Genomic DNA, 19,949 nt, shown 5'->3' on the forward strand with positions numbered 1-19,949 from the left:
ATGCGTGCAGCCACTTGGCACCTATTATGGGCAATGGCTTTTGCTATTCCTTAGGAACGCGCACCCCAAAAACGCGGTCCATTGGCCAAAAAGCGGCGCTCGCGCGCCGCTTATCCACAGGATCTTGTGGGCCGAAAGAAGATCGTTCGGGTGTGTACTCGGGATGAGTGTGGCGCAATCGCATCATCAACGAGGCGCGGCGGAATCATCCGGATGTGGCGAGGGCGTCAGCATCGCCGCCGTGGTTTCTCCCTACCGACTTCCCATTGGTAGGCTCGCCTCGGCCGAGGCCATCACCGCATCGGGGCCGTGGTTTCCCTACCGACTTCCCATTGGTAGGCTTCTGGTACTCGGTGAAGGGCTGGGGCCGCGGCCGTGGTTTCCCTACCGACTTCCCATTGGTAGGCTACACCCATGGCGCGGGTCGCCCAGCGGGCGGCCGTGGTTTCCCTACCGACTTCCCATTGGTAGGCTACGGCCGGCCGATGGGACTCGCCGCCGCGAGCCGTGGTTTCCCTACCGACTTCCCATTGGTAGGCTAACGCCGACACCGGCAGCGCCGACCTGGTGGCCGTGGTTTCCCTACCGACTTCCCATTGGTAGGCTGTCTCCGAGGTCGAGGGCTTCAAGCGGGCGGCCGTGGTTTCCCTACCGACTTCCCATTGGTAGGCTTTTGAGCATGTCCGAGGGACGCTATGCGGGAGCCGTGGTTTCCCTACCGACTTCCCATTGGTAGGCTTTTCCCTGTCGAACTGGCGGAAGTGACGAAGCCGTGGTTTCCCTACCGACTTCCCATTGGTAGGCTTATGGCATTGTAGGCGGGAGCATGGTATTCGCCGTGGTTTCCCTACCGACTTCCCATTGGTAGGCTTTGACCGAAGAACGAGAACTCGGCCAGCACGCCGTGGTTTCCCTACCGACTTCCCATTGGTAGGCTTCACCGTCCCGGCCACCGCTACCGAGCTGGGCCGTGGTTTCCCTACCGACTTCCCATTGGTAGGCTTTCGGCCAACGACTTCAGCGCGCCGCGCGAGCCGTGGTTTCCCTACCGACTTCCCATTGGTAGGCTGCTGGGGATGGTGTGATGCTGGCTTACTGCGCCGTGGTTTCCCTACCGACTTCCCATTGGTAGGCTCCTTCGGTCGCGCCGTGCGCCTCCATATTGGCCGTGGTTTCCCTACCGACTTCCCATTGGTAGGCTTGCTTCGCGGCAAGAACTTGAAACTGCTCTGATTTCTGCTCTCCCCGAGAGCTGAAATCAGAGCAGGACCATCTGCTGAGACGCGACGCGCTCATTTTTTTTCGCCTCGCCGAGTAGCAGACGCATTCTCGCATATTGCTTGTCCGTCACCTGAAGCGCGCGCACGCTACCTTTCGGGGGCAGGTTCTTTGTTACGCGCTGGACATGTTTGGAGGCTGCATCCTCTCCCCGTGCCACGCGCGCGTAAACCGAATACTGCAGCATCATATAGCCGTCGTCCTTCAGAAAGTTGCGGAAACGCGTCGCCGAGCGGCGCTCGGCCGTCGTGCCCACGGGCAAATCGAAGAAGACGAACAGCCACAAGATCCGAGTCTCCTCCGCCTTCATGGCAGCATCGTCGGGAGCTCCAGTACTTCGCTCGTCCCGCTCTCGATCGCGCGCACGAGAGAGGCGGCGGTCTTCTCGCTCGCTGCGAGAAGCGTCATCGCTTCTTGCGCCATGACGCAGTCGGTCAGCATGACGCCGGCCATTGCGCGCCTATGATCGAGTGTCAGCGCCTCGCGTGAGGAGCGACCTTCCCCGATCGTTCGCCATGCCAACACGTCGACGAAGGGCCGAAACGGCTCGACGATATCGTCGGCCAGGTTGAAGGCATTGGTTGCGCTCGCGTGATTGATGCCTAATGCCGGCAGAAGCCCGGCGGCTACCAGCGCCCGCGCCACACACGATCGGATGACGGCGTAGCCGTAATTCAGCATCTTATTGCGCGTATCGCTCTCGTCTTCTCGCCGGAATGCTGTGAATAGGCAACTCCAATATTCGCGCGCCGCTCGTGCTTCTACATTGTCGGGATCTCCGCTGCTGACTAATCGCGCCATGGCTCGCAGGCTCGTTGCGCCCTCGCAACTCACCGCGTCCAATGCCGAAGCCTGATTTACGATCTTCGCCCTCACCGTCGCCTGCCACAGACGCTTTTTGAGCGGCGTGCCCATGCCAGTCTGTGCCAGCGCTATCGCGCCCTGTCGGAAATGGCGATGGAAGGGCAGGGCGACACCCAAAGGCGTGTGGGTCGCGTCGGTCACGATGAGCGCGATGCCGTTGTCCATGCAGGCCGACAACAGGGTGGAGGTCAGTGTCATGTGCGGCGCATCGAGTACGATCCAGGCGATGTCTTCCAAGGCCAGACGCACTTCGCCATCGTCCTGCGCAACGACAACTTGCCCATCGGCGAGATTCAGCCGTGCGGCCTTGCTTATGTGCAGGCCACGCCACGCCATGTGCGGGTCTCGCTCTGTACTTCGTTGCGCGTCCCGAGACGGTCAACCTGATATTTCTTCATGAACTTCAGACCGCGTACGCCGATACCTGTGATCATCGTCTGCAGCGTGTTGTGTGGAGAGACTTTGATTGCGCCTGTATTCCGGTCGAGTGCGCGAAAGTATCCGTCAATGAAGGTGCCGTCCTGCTTCTCGATCTCGAGGAACGACAACTGATTCAAACTGAATATGAACTCATGGCCAGTGGTAAGAGGCTCTTCTGTACCGCCATTGCGCACGTACGCAGCCGGGGCTTGCGGATATTCGTGCTTATTTGCCACCTGATGGGGGTAGATCGGCACCAGGAAATATTCGTGCGCGCCCTTTCTGTTCTTTTTTCGGAACACATCTACACGCACCATTTCACCCCGATCGGCTGCTCCGTCGCGGATCAGGACATCCACCTTCTTATTGGTCGCAACGCTCACTTTGCGGATCGGGTCACCCTTGGGCGATAGCGGCGGCTTGTCCTTGGGTTTGCCGGCAGCGATCCACGCCCGCAATGCAGTCACTACGCGGTGATTGCGCTCGGCGTCCTTGATGCGGTCGAGATCCTGCTCGCCAAGGGCGTCCACCGCCTTGCGCTCATAGACGACCGAGCCGTCGTCGCCGATGCTGCGGAGCGTCGCCGCATGAGATTCGCCGCGCACGCGTCCGCGCTCGGCTCGGCTGACAAAGATCTTCGGGAAATGCGTGTCCACATCCTGCTGGAAGATCGGCCACGGCATCTTGAAGTTTGCGATGAAGCGGCTCGTTCCGCGTTCCTCCTCGATCTTGGCGGCGCCAGTCAGCCGGTTGAGCGCCCCCTCGGTCGTCGCTGCGACGATGAGCGCATCCAGCGCGTGATGCCGGTCGTCGGGAACGCGCTTGCCGTCCTTGTCCTTCTTCAGGCCCTGTATGCCCCATGCCCGTCGCAGCCGGTCGGTCAGAGCGCCGGGGCGCGTGAAGACCCGGCGCGAGCCGTCCTGCGGGTACATGGCTTTCAGCGTCTCGGCGAAGACCCTCGTCGCGTATTGCGTGTCGGTTAGGTTGCGCGGCCGGAATTTCTCCTCCAGCACGCTTGCATCGCGCAGCAGATAGTTGCGCTTCTTGCGTCCCTTGAACGTCTTGCTGCTCTCCACGCGTGCACCGAATTCTTCCCATTCCTTTTCGGTCTTCTCCTGCTTGAACCACTCGAAAGGCGTGCGTCCCTTCTTCTCGCGGTTCGCCTTGGCGGTGCATAGGGTCTTGTTGATGAAGCTGTCGTCGCCCGAACGGCTCCACGGCAGGATGTGGTCGACTTCCGCGAGGTTCCGGTCCCCGGCGACCCAGTCGATCGGAATGTGATCGCCGGAATAGATGCATTTGCTGTTCTGCTCCTTCCAGAGCTCGTAGCGCAGCAGGTCCTCGGCCGTCGCCCGTGCCCGGCCGGTCGCAGCCGTGAATTCCTCACGCAGCCTGTCCTTGGCCTTGTTGCGTCTCTCGATGCCGCGCGTGATCTCCTCGCGCTCCTCCTTGCTCTTGCCCACATCACGCGCCAGCTCGACATGGATCGCGCCGGGCATGCCGTATTCGCGAACGATGGCGCGCACCTGTTTCAAGGCTTCGCCCAACGCTTTGCGCGCGATGGGATTGTTGATGGAGGAAAGGTCCGTTTCGGGTCGTCGCGCGTGGTCATAGCGGACCGCCTTGCAGGCGTCGTGATAGCCGAGGCCCTTCATCAGATGGGGCAGGAGCTTGCGCGCCGCCTTGGCCGAGATGTGGCCGGCGCCCTTGAAATGCGCGAACTCTCCCTCCTGCACGCCCTTCGTCAGCGCTTCGAGCACGAGGGGCTCGAAGCCGATCTCCTCCAGACCTCTGCGGATCGAGTCCAGTGATTCGCGAAAGGTGATGATCGCCGCGGCATGGTCGATCTTCTCCGGATGGCCGGCCAGCGTCTTCCATGCATCGCCCAACACGTTGCGGAAGGCTTTCGTGCCTGCGGCCTGATCACCCGAGCGCGAGGCGATCTCGCGTTTGCGTTCATCTTCCTGCGGCACGTCAAAACGCGCTCCGTCCTCGAGGTCGAGCAGGTTGCGCAAGCGCTTGTAGGTCAGCTTGACGCCCGGCGCCCCGAAATCAGCCATTGCCCGGGAGATTTCCTCGGCCGTGAGCGGCCGTTCGCCGCCGAAGGAACGAATGCGCAGCGCGCACAAGCGCGACGCAAGGCGAAACAGCTCGAACGCAGGGCTGTGCTTTGCCGCGCGACGCTCATTCGGCTCGAAGGGGCAGAACCCGACCCGGTCGTCGCTGTCCTGCAGCGGCCTCTGATAAAAGGCCTTGCCGATGAATTCGCGTTCCAGATCTGAGCTGGCGATCGCGTTGCCCATCTTCCGCTGACGATCGAAGATCAGGCGCACTTCGCGCTCTTGATCGTCACGCAGCACGGAACGGTCGAAATTGCCGTCGCGATTGCGCCTGCGGACGGCATAGGTCTCGTCCTTGGCGAACATCTCGCCGATGGTGCGCCAGTCCCCCAGGCGCTCTCGTGTCTTCTCGATCGCCCCGAGCATCTTGGACGACTCGTCGGCAGCGTTCTTGCCCCGGTCGCGCTTGCTGTTCGACTTGAAGCCTCGATGTTTCGCGATATGGCCCAACGCCACCGCCAATTCCTGCCCGTTGAGCGGCCGATCCAGCGCGGCGGCACGCAAGGACCAGGGGCTCAGACCCGTCGCCAGCGCTTTCTTGCCATCACCGCTCAGAAGCCCGTGAGCCTTGAACAGCGCCCGTACCTCGTTCATCCGCTGCCGCCGTCGCTTGATGACTCGGCGCATGAGGCGGTTCTGCCGTCTGATCTGGTTGGTCGGGACGCGCTCCTTGGCCGTCTCCGGCACATCGAAGCAACGGACCCCCATCGCAACGATGTGTCCGCCGCCGCTGTCGGCGTTCTCGATCAGCGCCCACCCGCATGAACCGATGCCGAGATCGACTCCTAGCGTCAGACTTTCCCGCACCACGAGCCCGGAAGATATCCCCATGAGTTCCCCAACCCTTGCGGGAACATCTTGACGCACATACGGGGGGATGCTCAAGTCATTATGGGAAGTCGGTTGGGAAACCACGGTAAAGTGGTTTAACCACTGAAGGTTCAGACCCTGGACGCGGAAACGCGCTCCGGGGTCTTCCTCTTCTACCGCTGCATTCGATCGCGATCGCGCCGGACCAAAGCGGTGGTTTCAAGTGAGGACTCAACGGCATGATTTGAGGCCGAGGGCCAACCGCTCCGACAAATAGCGCCGAAAAGAAAAGCGGCGCTCACGCGCCGCTTTTCCACAGGTCTTTCTGCGCCGATCCGAAGAAGAAAGATCCCGCGACGACGCTCGGGATAGCCGCTTACGCGGTCACTTCGGCATCGGCACGATGCGCAGGTAGGGCTTCGGCGCCTTCCAGCCGTTGGGATACTTGGCCTTGGCCTGCTCGTCGGAGACGGCCGGGACGATGATCACGTCCTCGCCGTTCTTCCAGTTCACCGGCGTCGCGACCTGGTGCTTGGCGGTGAGCTGGCAGCTCTCGAGCAGCCGCAACACCTCGTCGAAGTTGCGGCCGGTGCTCATCGGGTAGGTGAGCATCGCCTTGATCTTCTTGTCCGGGCCGACGATGAACACCGAGCGCACCGTGGCATTGTCCGCCGCCGTGCGGCCCTCGGAAGTCGAGCCCGCGCCCTCGGGCAGCATGTCGTAGGCCTTGGCGACCTCGAGCTCGGGATCGCCGATCATCGGATAGGTGACGGCGTGGCCTTGCGTCTCCTCGATGTCCTTCGCCCACTTCGCGTGGTTGGTCACCGGATCGACCGACAGGCCGAGGATCTTGGTGTTCAGGGCGTCGAACTTGGGCTTCAGGCCGGCCATGTAGCCGAGCTCGGTGGTGCAGACCGGCGTGAAGTCCTTCGGATGGGAGAACAGGATCGCCCAGCCGTCGCCGATCCACTTGTGGAACTCGATCGGCCCCTGGGTCGTCTCGGCCGTGAAATCCGGCGCGGTTGAGTTGATGCGCAGTGTCATTGTCGTAAGCCCCCTGTGGCTGATCGCCTACATCTAGACCTCCGGCGAGGTCCGTCAAGCCTTGGCGGGAATCCAGCTGATCAGGCCGAGGCCGCCGTCGACTTCCAGCGTGGTCCCCACGACATAGCGACCAAATCTTTCCGACAGAACGGCGACCGCCATTTGTGCGATGTCGTCCGGCGTACCGGGTCGGCCGAGCGGGATCTGGGCGATCAACACACCGAGATTGTCGGCGACGAAGCCGCCGCCCGGGATGGCGCCCGGCGCGATCGCGTTGACCCGGATACCGGAGGGCGCCAGCACGCGGGCCAGCTCCTTCATCACCATGGTCATGCCGGCCTTCGAGGCGCTGTAATGCAGGTTGCGCGCCATCTCGCGGTGTTGCGACGTGATCAACAGGATGCGGCCCCTGGTGCCGCGCTCCACCATATGGCGGCCGATCTCACGTGCAAGAAAGAAACCCGTGCGCAAGTTGATGCCGGTCATGGCGTCCCATGTCTCTTCGCTGACCGACAGCGGCGTGTCGGCCTCGAGCCGGCGCGGGCTTGCGGCGTGGACGAACAGGCTGATCGAGCCCAGTTTGGTCACAGCCGCCTCGAGCAGGGTGCGCCAGCCGTCGCGCCGGCCGAGATCGGCGGCGAGGAAGTCGATGCCGTCGTCGGCCGGCGGGGCGACGATGTCGCTGCCGAGGACGGTGGCGCCTTCGGCCTTCAGGGCCTTGGCGATGCCGCGGCCGATGCCGCCGCCGCAGCCGGTAACCAGGGCGCGCTCGCCCTCGAGCAATTTCGTGTCCATATATGAGCCGTCTTTCCCGTGAGGAGCGCGACGATGGCCGGTCCGCAGCCGGTGTTCAACCAGATCAATATCGTCTGCAGCGATGTCGATGCGTCGCTGGTGTTCTATCGCCGCCTCGGGGTGACGATCCCGGAAGGCAGGGTCTGGCGCACGGCGACCGGTGCGCACCATGTCGGGCCGATACCGGGCGATGCCGCCGACACGCCGTCGATCGATCTCGACAGCGCGACCTTCGCGCGCTTATGGAACATCGGATGGAAGGATCGTGACGGCATCGCCGGCCGCGTCGTGGTCGGCTTCGGCGTGGCGGCGCGCGAGGACGTCGACTGCATCCATGCCGACATGACCGGGGCCGGCTACCGGAGCCTGCAGGCGCCGTACGACGCCTTCTTCGGCGCGCGCTATGCCGTGCTCGAGGATCCCGGCGGGCTCGCGGTCGGCCTCATGAGCCCGATCTCGGACGAGCATCGCTCTCCGGAGACGCCGCAGGTTTAGGCAGATGGCGAAGACGCGGCTCGACGTGGCGCTGGTGGAGCGCGGGCTGGCGGAGACGCGCGCCGCTGCCCAGCGCCTGATCATGGCCGGGCTGGTCTTCTCCAACGACCGGCGGCTCGACAAGCCCGGCACCGGCGTGGCCGACGACCTGCCGCTCGAGGTGCGCGGCCAGCCGCATCCCTATGTCTCGCGCGGCGGGCTGAAGCTCGAGAAGGCGCTCGACCATTTCGCGATTCCGGTGGCGGGCCGCGTCGCGCTCGATGTCGGCGCCTCGACCGGCGGCTTCACCGACTGCCTGCTGCAGCGCGGTGCCGCCAAGGTCTATGCGGTCGATGTCGGCACCAACCAGCTCGCCTGGAAGCTGCGCAGCGATCCGCGCGTGGTGTCGATGGAGAAGACCAACATCCGCGACGTCGCGCGGGCGCAGATCCCCGAACCGATCGACCTGATCGTGTGCGACGCCTCGTTCATCGGCCTGCGCACCGCGCTGCCCAATGCGCTGGCGCTGGCCGCATCGGGCGCGCATCTGGCGGCGCTGATCAAGCCGCAGTTCGAGGTCGGCAAGGGCCGGGTGGGGAAGGGCGGCATCGTGCGCGAGCCGGAACTTCACCAGGAGGTCGTCGACACCATCGCAGCCTGGCTGGCGGAACAACCGGGCTGGACGGTGCTCGGCGTCACCGACAGCCCGATCACCGGCGCCGACGGCAACAAGGAGTTCCTCGTTGCCGCTCTTCTGTCATCCTGAGTCGGCGCATTCACATGCGCCTTCAGCGAAGGATCTCATGCCGATTGCAAGCGGCGATGAGGTCCTTCGCTGCGCTCAGGACGACAAAGCTAGCGAACGGCCCTCGTCACCCGGAACTTGTTGTTGTCGGCGAGCGTCTCGAAGCCGGCGAAGTGCTGCTTCAGCACCGGCTCGTAGGGCAGGCCGCGGTTGGCGACCATGTAGAGGCAGCCGCCGGGCTTGAGCGCCCGCGCCGCGGCCTCGATCACCGCCTGGCCCAGCGCCGGCGTCGAGGCGCGGCCGGTATGGAAGGGCGGATTGCAGACGATGGCATCGTAGGTCGCCGGCGCCGGCTCGCGCGCAAGGTCGAGCCAATGGAACGAGGCGCGCGAATCGGTGACGTTGGCCTGCGCCGCATCGAGCGCCAGGTGCTCGGCATCGATCAGGTCGAGCCGCGTCACCGCAGGCTGCAGCATCTGCCGTGCGAGATAGCCCCAACCACAGCCGTAGTCGGCGGCATGGCCGGCGAAGTCATCCGGCAGGTGCTGCGCCAGCAGCGCCGAACCGTCGTCGATGCGATCCCAGGAGAAGATGCCGGGCTTGCTGAGCCAGCGGCTGTCGCTCACCGGCTGCAGTCCGGCGAGGCCCGTCCAGTAGCTCGGCGGCTCGGCGTCGCCCTTGGTGAGCCAGAACACCCGGCAATGGAACTTGGACAGCGAGCTTTCGAGGCCGAACACCTTGCCGACCTGCTTCTCGAGGCTCGCCGCGCCATCATCGTTGGCACCGGCGCAGACCAGCGTGCCGCCCGGCTCGAGCAGGCTCCAGCCGCGGGCGATGTTGGCGAAGTTCTCTTCCTTGTGCTTGGTCAGCAGCAGCAGGCCGAGCGGCCACGACCCACCCGAGAGCCGCGGCGTCGCCTGCTTGAGCTTCAGGAAATCCGGGCGGTACGACTGCTCGCAGCAGATGTCGGCGAACGGCGGCTCCTCGGCACGCAGGAAGAACGCCCGCCGCCCTTCGGATTGTGGGGCGGCGAGCGCTCCGGTTTCGAACGCATGCGCTAAAGCGCGGCTGGCCTGGCTCACGGAACGAGAACGGCGCGTCCCATGACCAGGCCCTGGCGCAGATCCTGCAGCGCGGCGTCGGCGTCGTCGAGCTTGCGCCTGACGATCGGCACCGGCTCGGCCTTGCCCGATGTGACGAGGTCCATCATCTCCTTCATCTCGGCCGGCGTGCCGGTGACCGAGCCCATGATGGTGTTGCCGGTGAAAGCGAACATCGGCATCGGCGTCGCGAAGGTGCCGCCGAACAGGCCGACCACGATCAGCCGTCCGCCGCGGCCCAGCGCACGCCAGCCGAACTGCGCCGAGGCCTCGGCGCCGACGAAGTCGATCGCCGCGGCGACGCCGGTGCCGCCGGTCAGGTCCATGACCGTCTTGCGCGCTTCCTTGTCGCGCGGATCGACCACCGCCGAGGCGCCGTTCTTGAGCGCGAGCTGGCGCTTGTTCTCGTCGATGTCGGCAACGATCGGCTCGCGGCCCAGCACCGCCTTGGCGAAGCGTACGCCCATTAAGCCGACGCCGCCCGCGCCGATCACCAGGATCGGCTTGCCGGCATCGTGGCCGACCGCCTTCTTGACCGCGCCGAAGGCGGTGATGCCCGAGCAGGAATAGAGGCAGGCCAGCTCGACCGGCAGGTTGCCGTACGAGTAGAGATATTTTGCATGCGGCACGAGCACATGGTCGGCATAGCCGCCGTCGTCGTTGACGCCCAGCGCATGCGGAGTCGGGCAAAGATTCTCGGTGCCGTTCTGGCAGTACCAGCACTTGCCGCAGCCGATCCAGGGATAGACGACGGCCTTGTCGCCGACCCTCGCACCCTTCGAGTCGGGGCCGACCGCGACGACGTCGCCCACGATCTCATGGCCCATGGTGCGCGGCGGGTTCATGGTCTTGGCGGTCGAGTACTTGTTGCCGCCGCCCATGTCGAAGAAGCCTTCCCACAGATGCACGTCACTGTGGCAGACGCCGGCCGCCGTGATTCGCAGCAGCACCTCGGTGCCCTTGGGGACCGGGTTGGCTTCCTCGACCTTCTGCAGAGGCTGACCGAACTCGACGACCTTATAACTCTTCATCGGGCGTTTCCTTGTGTGCTAGAAGGATTCCAAATTAGTTGGGAGGACTAACAATGTTAAGGCGCGAATTGCTGGCGATTGCCGCGTTGTCCGTGCTGCCGAGCGTCGCGTCGGCGCAGGACTCCGTCAAGATCGGCCTGATCCTGCCGATGACCGGCCAGCAGGCCTCGACCGGAAAGCAGATCGACGCCGCGGTCAAGCTCTACCTCGCGCAAAAGGGCACCACCGTCGCCGGCAAGAAGATCGAGGTGATCCTGAAGGACGACACCTCGGTGCCCGACGTGACCAAGCGGCTCGCCCAGGAGCTCGTGGTCAACGACAAGGTCGCCGTGCTGGCGGGCTTCGGCATCACGCCGTCGGCCATGGCCACCGCGCCGATCGCTACCCAGGCCAAGGTGCCGGAAGTGGTGATGGCGGCCGGCACCTCGTCGATCACCGAGGCCTCGCCCTTCGTCGTGCGCACCTCGTTCACGCTGGCGCAGTCGTCGGTGCCGATGGCCGAATGGGCGGCCAGGAACGGCATCAAGAAAGTCATCACGCTGGTGTCCGACTACGGCCCCGGCATCGACGCCGAGAAGTCGTTCTCCGACAAGTTCAAGGCCGACGGCGGCACGATCGTCGAGAACCTGCGCATCCCGATGCGCTCGCCCGATTTCGCGCCGGTGCTGCAGAAGGCGGCCGACGCCAAACCCGACGCGCTGTTTGTCTTCGTGCCCTCCGGCACCGGTGCGCAGTTCGTCAAGCAGTTCATCGAGCGAGGACTGGACAAGAGCGGCGTCAAGCTGATCGCCACCGGCGACGTCACCGACGACGACCAGCTGAACGGCATGGGCGACGCCGTGGTCGGCGTCATCAACGCCCATAATTACTCGGCGGCGCACGACAGCGCAGCCAACAAGGCCTATGTCGAGGCCTTCAAGAAGGCCAATGGAGGCTTGAGGCCGAACTTCATGTCGGTCGGCGGCTGGGACGGCATGGAGCTGATCTACGGCGCGCTGAAGAAGACCAACGGCGACACCAACGGCGAGAAGCTGGTGGCGGCGATGAAGGGCATGGCCTGGGAGAGCCCGCGCGGGCCGATCTCGATCGACCCCGACACCCGTGACATTGTGCAGAACATCTACATCCGCAAGGTCGAGAAGAAGGACGGCGAGCTCTACAACGTCGAGTTCGCCACCATCCCGAACGTCAAGGATCCGGTGAAGGCGGCGAAGAAGTAACTTCCGCATGGCCACCATCCTGTTCGATGGCGTGGCCTACGGCATGCTGATGTTCGTGCTGGCCTGCGGGCTGGCCGTGACCCTGGGCCTGATGAACTTCGTCAATCTGGCCCACGGCGCGTTCGCGATGGCCGGCGGCTACGTCACCGTGATCCTGATGGGCCAGTGGAACGTGCCGTTCCTGGCCTGCCTGCCGATCGCCTTCGTCGTCGCCGCGGCGCTCGGGCTGGTGCTCGAGCGCACGCTCTATGTCCACATGTACGGCCGCAGCCATCTCGAGCAGGTGATGTTCTCGATCGGGCTGGTGTTCATCGCCGTGGCGGCGGCGGACTTCTTCATGGGCTCGAGCCAGCGCAACATCCAGCTGCCGGCCTGGCTGCAGGGCCGGCGCGAGGTGCTGGGCGTCAATCTCGGCATCTACCGTACGTTCCTGATCGTGATCTGCGGCGCGCTGGCGCTCGCCCTGCAGCTCGGCCTGATGCGTACCCGCTTCGGCAGCCGCCTGCGCGCCGCCGTCGATGATGCGCGCGTGGCACGCGGGCTCGGCATCCCGGTGGGCTTCGTGTTCGCCGCGACCTTCGCCGTCGGCTCGGGCCTCGCCGGATTGGGCGGCGCGCTCGGCGTCGAGCTGCTCGGGCTCGATCCCTACTTCCCGCTCAGGTTCATGATCTTCTTCCTGATCGTGGTGACGGTCGGCGGGACGTCGGGGATCCTCGGGCCGTTCCTCGCCGCGCTGATGCTCGGCGTCGCGGACGTGGCCGGCAAATACTACCTGTCGACGGCGCTGGGCAGCTTCGTGATCTATGTCGTGCTGATCGTCGTGCTGGTGCTCAGGCCGAACGGCCTGTTCGCCAGAGCTCGATGAGGGCCCGATGAAGGCGGCCGACGGTCTCGCGCGCCGCGCCCGCTGGCGCCTGGTCGAGATCGTGTTCTGGCTGGTCGCGTTCGCCGCCCTCTTTGCGCCGGCGGGCAAGCATCTGCTGCTGAACGAGGTGGCGATACTCGCGCTGTTCGCGCTCTCGCTCGACCTGATCCTGGGCTATGCCGGCATCGTGTCGCTGGGCCACGCGGCGTTCTTCGGCGCAGGCGCCTATGCCGCCGGCATCTTCTGCAAGCTGGTGATGCCCGATCCGCTGGCCGGCCTCGCGGTGGCGATCGCGGCCGGTGGCGTGCTCGGCTTCGCCACCAGCTTCCTGGTGCTGCGCGGCAGCGACCTCACCCGGCTGATGGTGACGCTTGCCGTCGCGCTGGTGCTGCACGAGGTGGCCAACGCCCTGCCGCAGTGGACCGGCGGCGCCGACGGCCTGCAAGGCATGACGGTCGGGCCGTTGCTCGGCCGGTTCGAGTTCGACCTCTACGGCCGCACCGCCTACGCCTACAGCCTGGTCACGCTGTTCGTGCTGTTCCTGCTGGCGCGCATCATCGTGCACTCGCCGTTCGGCCTGTCGCTGATGGCGACCCGGCGCAACGCGTTGCGCGCCTCGGCACTGGGTGTGCCGGTCCACCGCCGGCTGATCGCGATCTACACCCTGGCCGCGGCCTATGCCGGCGCGGCAGGCGCGTTGCTGGCGCAGACCACGGGCTACGTCTCGCTCGAGGTGCTGGAGTTCCAGCGCTCGGCCGACGTGCTGCTGGCGCTGATCATCGGCGGCGTCGGCTGGCTCTATGGCGGCATTGCCGGCGCGATCGCCTTCAAGATCCTGCAGGACGTGCTGTCGACCAGCTCGCCGCAGTTCTGGATGCTGTGGATGGGAATATTCCTGGTGGCGCTGGCGCTGGTCGGCCGCGAGCGGCTGGCGGCCGCCGTGCGCGGCCTGGTCGCCAGGGTGGTGCGCTCATGACCGCCGCGCTGGAGACGCAGGGCCTCGCCAAGCGCTTCGGCGGCATCGTCGCGACCAACGACGTCACCTTCCGCCTCGAAAAGGGCGCGCGCCATGCCCTGATCGGCCCCAACGGCGCCGGCAAGACCACCTTCGTGAACCTGCTGACCGGCGTGCTGCCGCCCTCGGCCGGCCGCGTGCTGCTCGGCGGCGAGGACGTGACGCGGCTGCGGCCCGAGGCCCGCGTTCGCCGCGGCCTGGTGCGCACCTTCCAGATCAATCAGCTCTTCGCCGACCTGACGCCGCTCGAGACGCTGTCGCTCGCGGTCAGCGAACGGCTGGGGCAGGGTGCGCGCTGGCGGCGGCCGGTCGGGGGTGACGCCCTCGCGCGCGACGTCGATGAAGTCGCCGAACGCTTCGGTCTTGCCGACGCGCTCGATGTCCGCACCGACACTTTGCCCTATGGCAAGCAGCGCCTGCTGGAGATCGCCGTCGCCTTCGCCTGTGCGCCGCGTGTGCTGCTGCTCGACGAGCCGGCCGCCGGCGTGCCCGCCGCCGAGCGCAAAGGCATTCTGGATGCGATCGCCACGCTGCCTGCCGACGTCTCGGTGCTGCTGATCGAGCACGACATGGGGCTGGTCTTCGACTTCGCGCAGCGCATCTCGGTGCTGGTCGAGGGCGCGTTGCTGACGGAAGGCACGCCTGGGGAGATCGCCGCCGATCCGCGGGTGAAGGCCGTCTATCTCGACGAGGCCGAGCATGGCTGAGCTGCTGTCCGTCAGCGGCCTCAGCGCCGGCTACGGCCGCGCGGTGGTGCTGTCCGACATCGCCTTCCGGCTGCAGGAGGGCGAGGCGCTGGCGGTGCTGGGCCGCAACGGCGTCGGCAAGACGACGCTGATCGACAGCATCGTCGGCGTGACGCAGCGGTTCGGCGGTTCGCTGAGCCTCGCCGGGCGCGAGATCGCCGCGATGGCGCCGGAGGGGCGGGCGGCGGCAGGCATCGGCTGGGTGCCGCAGGAGCGCAACATCTTTCGCTCGCTCACGGTCGAGGAGAACATCACCGCGGTGGCACGGCCGGGCTCGTGGACGCTCGATCGCATCTATGGTCTGTTCCCGCGCCTCAAGGAGCGGCGCGGGCAGTCCGGCGGCTCGCTGTCGGGCGGCGAGCAGCAGATGCTGGCGATCGGCCGGGCGCTGGCGCTCAACCCGCGCCTGCTGCTGCTCGACGAGCCGACCGAGGGCCTGGCGCCGATCATCATCGAAGAGCTGCTGCGCGCGCTGAGGAAGCTGTTTCGCGAAGAGAAGATGGCCGGCATCGTGGTCGAACAGCACGCGCGCAAAGTCCTGCCGATCACCGATCGAGCCATCGTGCTCGACCGCGGCCGCATCGTGTTCGAAGCGTCGAGCGCCGCGCTGCTCGCCGATGGTGCGCCGCTGGAGCGCCATCTCGGCGTCACGGGCGGCTGAATTTCGAAAACTTCCGAAAGTTTCGAAAAAGCGTTTACAGGCCATCACCCGTATTCCAACATCCGCACAACGGCGCACTCCACAACAATGGCGCCAGGCGGAGGAAACGATGGTCGATCGGGTGGGCGCGTGGCGCCGTCGTCGTGTCTTGGCCGGAATGATGGGAGGAGCCGCGACGCTCGCGGCACCGGGCCTCTTGCGAGCGGCGCCGTCGGGAAAGCCGGTGCGGGTCGGCGGAACCTTGTCGCTGACGGGCTTCCTTGCCCAGACGGCGATGCTGCACAAGATCGCCTCGGAGATCATGATCGAGGAGATCAACGGCCGGAACGGCTTGCTCGGCCGGCCGGTCGAGTACGTGCTGCTCGACGACCAGTCCAAGCCCGAGGTGGCCCGCAGCCTCTACGAGAAGCTGATCACCGTCGACAAGGTCGACCTGATCCAGGGCCCGTACGCGACGGCGCCGATCCTGGCGGCGATGGGCGTGGCCCAGCGCTACGGCAAAGTGATGATCCAGAGCAGCATGGGCATCCCCAAGCTGCAGACCTACGACCGCGCCTTTCCGGCGACGCCGTTCGGCTCCGAACCGGACGTCACCTATCCCAACGTCATCCTCGACGCGATGGCGACGTTCCCGGCGCCGCCCAAGTCGATGGTCATCCTGACCTCGAAGTTCCCGTCGGCGCAGTTCATGGCGCTCGGCATGAAGGCGCAGGCTGAGAAGCGCGGCGTCAAGGTGCCGCTCTATCTCGAGTACGAATCGGGCAACCGCGATTTCGGGGCGATCGCCGCGCGCATCAAGGAGGCCAATGCCGACTTCCTGTGGGTCGGCTCGCTCGGCCTGGAGAGCAATCTCCTGCTTGAGGCGCTGCGCAAGCTCGACTACAAGCCGAAGAACCACTTCCATCTGTATCCGGCGCCGGGGCCGCTGGCGGTGTCGGCGGACGGCGACAAGGCGCTGTGCTCGACCTTCATCGAGCCGGACGAGCCGTTCATGAGCCGGCCCGGGATGAAGCGCATCGCCGCCGAGTACAAGGAGAAGGCGGCCAAGGCCAACCTGCCGTACCCGACGATCGACGCCCAGGCCTGCGGCATGGTCGCGGAATGGCAGATCCTCGAGGCCGCGGTGAACGGTGCGGGCAGCCTGGAGGACGAGAAAATCGCGGCCTGGCTCAGGAAGAACCGGGTCGACACGATCTATGGCAAGGCGCGGTTCGACGGCCCGTACAATCACGGCGACGCCGCCCAGCTGATCAAGCAGGTGCAGAACAAGGAGTGGAAGGTCGTCTGGCCGAAGGAGCTCGCGGCACCGGGCGTCAAGCTGATCGCGTCGTAACCCTCGGATGCCGAGTGCGACGCTTCTCGGCCAGGCGCTGATCTCCGGCGTCCTGGCGGGTGGGCTGTATGGCCTGCTGGCGATGGGCCTCAGCCTGAGCTGGGGCCTGTTGCGGCTGGTCAATCTCAGCCACTTCGCGTTGGCCTTCCTGGCCGCCTATCTCGTCTACGAGCTCGGCACCAATTATCACGTCGAGCCGTGGTGGTCGGCGGCGCTGATCGTGCCGGCGATGTTCGCCATAGGCGTCGCCCAGCACTGGCTGTTCGACAAGTTCAAGGTCAATGAGCTCGCCTCGCTGCTGATCACCTTCAGCTTCGCGATCATCCTCGAGGTCGGCATCCAGCTCTACTGGACCGCCGACTTCCGCCGCTACGAGACCGAGTACGCCACGCGCTCGCTCAAGGCCGGGCCGTTCTACATCCCGATCCTCGACCTGACGCTCTGCCTGGTCGCCGGCGCGCTGGCCTGGGGCACCTGGCTGTGGCTGCGCTGCACCTATGTCGGCAAGGCCCTGCGCGCCGCCGCCGAGGACCCCGGCATCGCCGCGGCCTATGGCGTCGATCACAAGAAGCTCGCCTACCTGCTGTCGGGTATCGGCGCGGCCTACGCCGGCATCGCCGGCACCTTCATCGCCCTGATCGCCACCCTCGCGCCGGCGCAGATCTGGGCCTATCTCGGCGTCGTCTTCGCGGTGGTCATCATCGGCCGGCTGGGCAACCCGCTGGGCGCGCTGCTGGCAGGCCTGCTGATCGGCGCCAGCGAATCGATCGCCATGGCGGTCCTCGCCCCGGCCTGGGCGCCGGTGGTGTCGTTCTCGGTGCTGATCGCGATCCTGCTGTGGGATCCGGAGTGGCTATGAACGCCAACGGCCTGTCCCGGCTCGGCGCCGTCGTCGCGATCGGCGTGCTCGGCTTCCTGCCGATGGCGCGGCTGCCGGCGTTCTACGATTCCTTCCTGTACCTTGTGTTCTTCTGGGTCTCGCTGTCGACGAGCTGGGCGCTGCTGAGCGGCTTTGCGGGCTATTTCAGCCTCGGCCATGCCGCCTTCTTCGGCGTCGGCGTCTACGTCACCGCCGACCTGACGACCAAGTTCGGCTGGCCGTTCCTGGCGACCCTGCCGGTCGCGGCGGCGCTGCCGGCTCTATTGGCGCTGGGCGTCGGCGCCATCGTCTTCCGCCTGCGCCGGCTGCGCGGCGAGCTGTTCGCGCTGCTGACGCTTTCCGTCACCTTCGTGATCGCCACCATCATCCTCAACACGCCGATCGACGGCGGCGGCGGCATCTTCATGAGCGCCGTGCCGCTGCCCAACCTGATGCCGACGCCGACCGGCACGATCTACCTGCTGGGCTTCATCCTCTGCGTCGCGAGCCTGGGCATCGCCTGGAAAGTCGTGCATTCCCGGCTCGGCATGGGCCTGTTCGCCATCCACGACGACGAGGACGTGGCCGAGGCCAAGGGCGTGCCGACCCTGCGCTACAAGCTGATCGCTTTCGCCTTGTCGGCCGCGATCGCCGGCGCGGTCGGCGGCGTGCATGCGATGTATGTCGGCTTCATCACCGTCTCAGGGACCTTCGAGCTCACGGTGCCGCTCTACGTCGTGCTGATGAGCGTGCTGGGCGGCGCGCGGAGCTGGTTCGGCCCGGCGATCGGCGCCGCGGCCATCACCGCGCTGCTCTACGCCTTCATCAGCGGCGGCGAGGCGATGGTCGGCCGCGCCATCGTCGGCGTCATCCTGATCGCCGCCATCCTGTGGCTGCCCGACGGCTTCGTGCCCGCGGTCAAGCAGTGGCTGGCGAAACGCCGTCGCGCCACGCCGCCGCCGGCCATCGCCGAGGTCGCACCGGTCATGCCGGCGATAAAGCCGGTGAGTGACAAAGTGCTGCTGGAGGTGCGCGGCGCTACCAAGCGCTTCGGCGGCCTGCAGGCGCTGGGCGGCGTCGATCTCGATGTGCGCGAGGGTGAGATTCTGGGGCTGGTCGGGCCCAACGGCTCGGGCAAGACGACGCTGATCAACGTCGTCTCGGGATTCTATCCGCTGACCTCGGGCTCGGTGAAGGTGGACGGCATCGAGATCGGCAATCTGCCGGCGCACCAGATCGCCCGCCGCGGCGTGGCGCGCACCTACCAGATCCCGCGGCCGTTCGTGAACATGACGGTGCTGGAGAACGTCGTGCTGGCCGCGACCTTCGGCATGGAGCATTCCTCCCCATTCAAATGGGGAGGTGGCTCGGTAATCCGCGATGGAGGGGTCATGAGCGACACCTTCGATGCGGCCCACGACCCCTCCGTCGGCGTAAGACGCCGACACCTCCCCCGCAGACGGGGGAGGAGTGCTTCCGAGATTCGCGACGAGGCGCTGCACTGGATCGGCTTCACCGGCCTTGCCGGCAAGGAGGAGGCGTTGCCGGCCGCCCTGAACCTGCACGAGCGCAAGTTCCTCGAGCTGGCGCGCGCCCTGGCGGCCAAGCCCCGGCTGCTGCTGCTCGACGAGGTGCTGTCGGGCCTCAATCCGGCCGAGGTCGACAACGCCATCCGCCTGGTGCGCGCGATCCGCGCCCAGGGCGCCACCATCGTGTTCGTCGAGCACCTGATGCGCGCGGTCGTCGAGCTCTCCGACCGGGTCGCGGTGCTGAACGAGGGCAAGCTGTTCGCCTTAGGTGCACCGCGCGAGGTCATGCGCGATCCGCGCGTGGTCAGCATCTACCTGGGCAAAGCCTATGCTGCTTGAGGCGCGCAACCTGCATATCGGCTATGGCGATGCGCCCGCGGTGTGGGACGTCTCGCTCGACGTCGACGGCGGCGAGATCGTCTCGGTGATCGGCCCCAACGGCGCCGGCAAGACGACGCTGATCAACGCCATCGCCGGCATGCTGCGCAGCCGCCGCGGCACCTTGCGCTTCGACGGCGCCGACATGACCCGGGTCAGCGCCCATGCCTATTGCGGCCACGGCATCGCCCTGGTGCCGGAGGGCCGCCGTCTGTTCGCCAAGATGTCGGTCGAGGAGAACCTCGAGCTTGGCTGCTATCTGCCCGCGGCGCGCGTGGCGCGAGCGCAGTCGCTGGACCGGGTCTACGGCCTGTTCCCGATCCTGCGCGACAAGCGCCGCCAGCTGGCCGGCGAGCTGTCGGGCGGCCAGCAGCAGATGGTGGCGATCGGACGCGCCCTGATGGCGCGGCCGCGCATCGTGCTGTTCGACGAGCCGTCGCTCGGCCTGGCGCCGACCATCGTCGACGACATGTTCGAGATCATCGCTCGCGTGCGCGCCGAGGGCGCCGCCGTCCTGCTGGTCGAGCAGAACGTCCTGAAGGCGCTCGAAATCGCCGACCGCGCCTACGTGCTGGAGCAGGGACGGATCGTCGCCCAGGGTCTGCCCGCCGACCTGCTGAAGCAGCCGCAAATCCGCGAAGCCTATCTCGGAGTCTGACCAT

The 19,949-nt window shown here is 66.1% G+C and carries 18 protein-coding genes and 1 CRISPR repeat array; of the genes, 11 read left to right on the forward strand and 7 right to left on the reverse strand.

Going from position 1 to position 19,949, the window contains the following annotated elements; translation table 11 throughout:
- The first annotated feature begins 238 nt into the window (after window positions 1-238).
- Window positions 239-1,201: a CRISPR direct-repeat array (repeat unit 36 nt; unit sequence GCCGTGGTTTCCCTACCGACTTCCCATTGGTAGGCT).
- A gap of 57 nt (window positions 1,202-1,258) precedes the next feature.
- The 5 genes from cas2 to J0J01_RS21765 all read right to left on the reverse strand — a co-directional run bounded on the left by cas2 (window position 1,259) and on the right by J0J01_RS21765 (window position 7,331).
- Entirely contained in the window at window positions 1,259-1,564 is a 306-nt protein-coding gene (gene cas2 / locus J0J01_RS21745) for a CRISPR-associated endonuclease Cas2 (protein ID WP_296384493.1), read from the reverse strand.
- A gap of 20 nt (window positions 1,565-1,584) precedes the next feature.
- Window positions 1,585-2,478, reverse strand: a complete 894-nt coding sequence (gene cas1, locus J0J01_RS21750) for a type II CRISPR-associated endonuclease Cas1 (protein WP_296384495.1) — start codon at window positions 2,476-2,478, stop codon at window positions 1,585-1,587.
- Window positions 2,454-5,492: a type II CRISPR RNA-guided endonuclease Cas9 gene (gene cas9, locus J0J01_RS21755; protein ID WP_296384497.1), complete on the reverse strand. Its 3,039-nt coding sequence runs from the start codon at window positions 5,490-5,492 to the stop codon at window positions 2,454-2,456. Before cas9 ends, cas1 begins: the two co-directional genes overlap by 25 nt.
- 384 nt (window positions 5,493-5,876) lie before the next feature.
- Complete coding sequence (locus tag J0J01_RS21760; RefSeq protein WP_296384499.1) at window positions 5,877-6,536, reverse strand: peroxiredoxin; 660 nt, start codon at window positions 6,534-6,536, stop codon at window positions 5,877-5,879.
- Between the two features lie 54 nt (window positions 6,537-6,590).
- Window positions 6,591-7,331 (reverse strand): SDR family oxidoreductase, encoded by a 741-nt coding sequence (locus J0J01_RS21765; protein WP_296384501.1) that lies wholly within the window; start codon window positions 7,329-7,331, stop codon window positions 6,591-6,593.
- Between the two features lie 33 nt (window positions 7,332-7,364).
- On the opposite strand from J0J01_RS21765, the gene J0J01_RS21770 reads away from it, so the two are divergent.
- Complete coding sequence (locus J0J01_RS21770) at window positions 7,365-7,826, forward strand: VOC family protein (RefSeq protein WP_296384503.1); 462 nt, start codon at window positions 7,365-7,367, stop codon at window positions 7,824-7,826.
- 4 nt (window positions 7,827-7,830) lie between these two features.
- Window positions 7,831-8,571: a TlyA family RNA methyltransferase gene (locus tag J0J01_RS21775; protein WP_296384505.1), complete on the forward strand. Its 741-nt coding sequence runs from the start codon at window positions 7,831-7,833 to the stop codon at window positions 8,569-8,571.
- A gap of 89 nt (window positions 8,572-8,660) precedes the next feature.
- Here J0J01_RS21775 and J0J01_RS21780 read toward each other — a convergent pair whose 3' ends face one another.
- The gene (locus tag J0J01_RS21780) at window positions 8,661-9,632 is read right to left on the reverse strand and encodes a class I SAM-dependent methyltransferase (RefSeq protein ID WP_296384506.1); all 972 of its coding nucleotides are present in this window, start codon (window positions 9,630-9,632) and stop codon (window positions 8,661-8,663) included.
- Window positions 9,629-10,681: an alcohol dehydrogenase gene (locus J0J01_RS21785; RefSeq protein WP_296384507.1), complete on the reverse strand. Its 1,053-nt coding sequence runs from the start codon at window positions 10,679-10,681 to the stop codon at window positions 9,629-9,631. Before J0J01_RS21785 ends, J0J01_RS21780 begins: the two co-directional genes overlap by 4 nt.
- Window positions 10,682-10,734: 53 nt before the next feature.
- Here J0J01_RS21785 and J0J01_RS21790 point away from each other — a divergent pair, with 53 nt between their 5' ends.
- From J0J01_RS21790 to J0J01_RS21830, 9 genes are all read left to right on the forward strand, one after another.
- Window positions 10,735-11,901, forward strand: a complete 1,167-nt coding sequence (locus J0J01_RS21790; protein WP_296384509.1) for an ABC transporter substrate-binding protein — start codon at window positions 10,735-10,737, stop codon at window positions 11,899-11,901.
- Between the two features lie 7 nt (window positions 11,902-11,908).
- Window positions 11,909-12,766: a branched-chain amino acid ABC transporter permease gene (locus tag J0J01_RS21795; RefSeq protein ID WP_296384511.1), complete on the forward strand. Its 858-nt coding sequence runs from the start codon at window positions 11,909-11,911 to the stop codon at window positions 12,764-12,766.
- A 7-nt stretch (window positions 12,767-12,773) separates the two neighbouring features.
- The gene (locus J0J01_RS21800; protein WP_296384513.1) at window positions 12,774-13,742 is read left to right on the forward strand and encodes a branched-chain amino acid ABC transporter permease; all 969 of its coding nucleotides are present in this window, start codon (window positions 12,774-12,776) and stop codon (window positions 13,740-13,742) included.
- Entirely contained in the window at window positions 13,739-14,488 is a 750-nt protein-coding gene (locus tag J0J01_RS21805) for an ABC transporter ATP-binding protein (protein ID WP_296384514.1), read from the forward strand. The genes J0J01_RS21800 and J0J01_RS21805 overlap by 4 nt, the downstream gene beginning before the upstream one ends.
- Window positions 14,481-15,188: an ABC transporter ATP-binding protein gene (locus J0J01_RS21810; protein ID WP_296384515.1), complete on the forward strand. Its 708-nt coding sequence runs from the start codon at window positions 14,481-14,483 to the stop codon at window positions 15,186-15,188. Before J0J01_RS21805 ends, J0J01_RS21810 begins: the two co-directional genes overlap by 8 nt.
- Before the next feature lie 157 nt (window positions 15,189-15,345).
- Window positions 15,346-16,521, forward strand: coding sequence for an amino acid ABC transporter substrate-binding protein (locus J0J01_RS21815; RefSeq protein WP_296384516.1), 1,176 nt, complete (start codon window positions 15,346-15,348; stop codon window positions 16,519-16,521).
- A gap of 7 nt (window positions 16,522-16,528) precedes the next feature.
- The gene (locus J0J01_RS21820) at window positions 16,529-17,380 is read left to right on the forward strand and encodes a branched-chain amino acid ABC transporter permease (protein WP_296384519.1); all 852 of its coding nucleotides are present in this window, start codon (window positions 16,529-16,531) and stop codon (window positions 17,378-17,380) included.
- Window positions 17,377-19,248, forward strand: a complete 1,872-nt coding sequence (locus J0J01_RS21825; protein WP_296384521.1) for a branched-chain amino acid ABC transporter ATP-binding protein/permease — start codon at window positions 17,377-17,379, stop codon at window positions 19,246-19,248. Before J0J01_RS21820 ends, J0J01_RS21825 begins: the two co-directional genes overlap by 4 nt.
- Entirely contained in the window at window positions 19,238-19,945 is a 708-nt protein-coding gene (locus tag J0J01_RS21830; RefSeq protein ID WP_296384522.1) for an ABC transporter ATP-binding protein, read from the forward strand. Before J0J01_RS21825 ends, J0J01_RS21830 begins: the two co-directional genes overlap by 11 nt.
- Window positions 19,946-19,949 lie beyond the last annotated feature (4 nt).

This window comes from Reyranella sp. (assembly GCF_017305915.1).
Lineage (GTDB): Bacteria > Pseudomonadota > Alphaproteobacteria > Reyranellales > Reyranellaceae > Reyranella.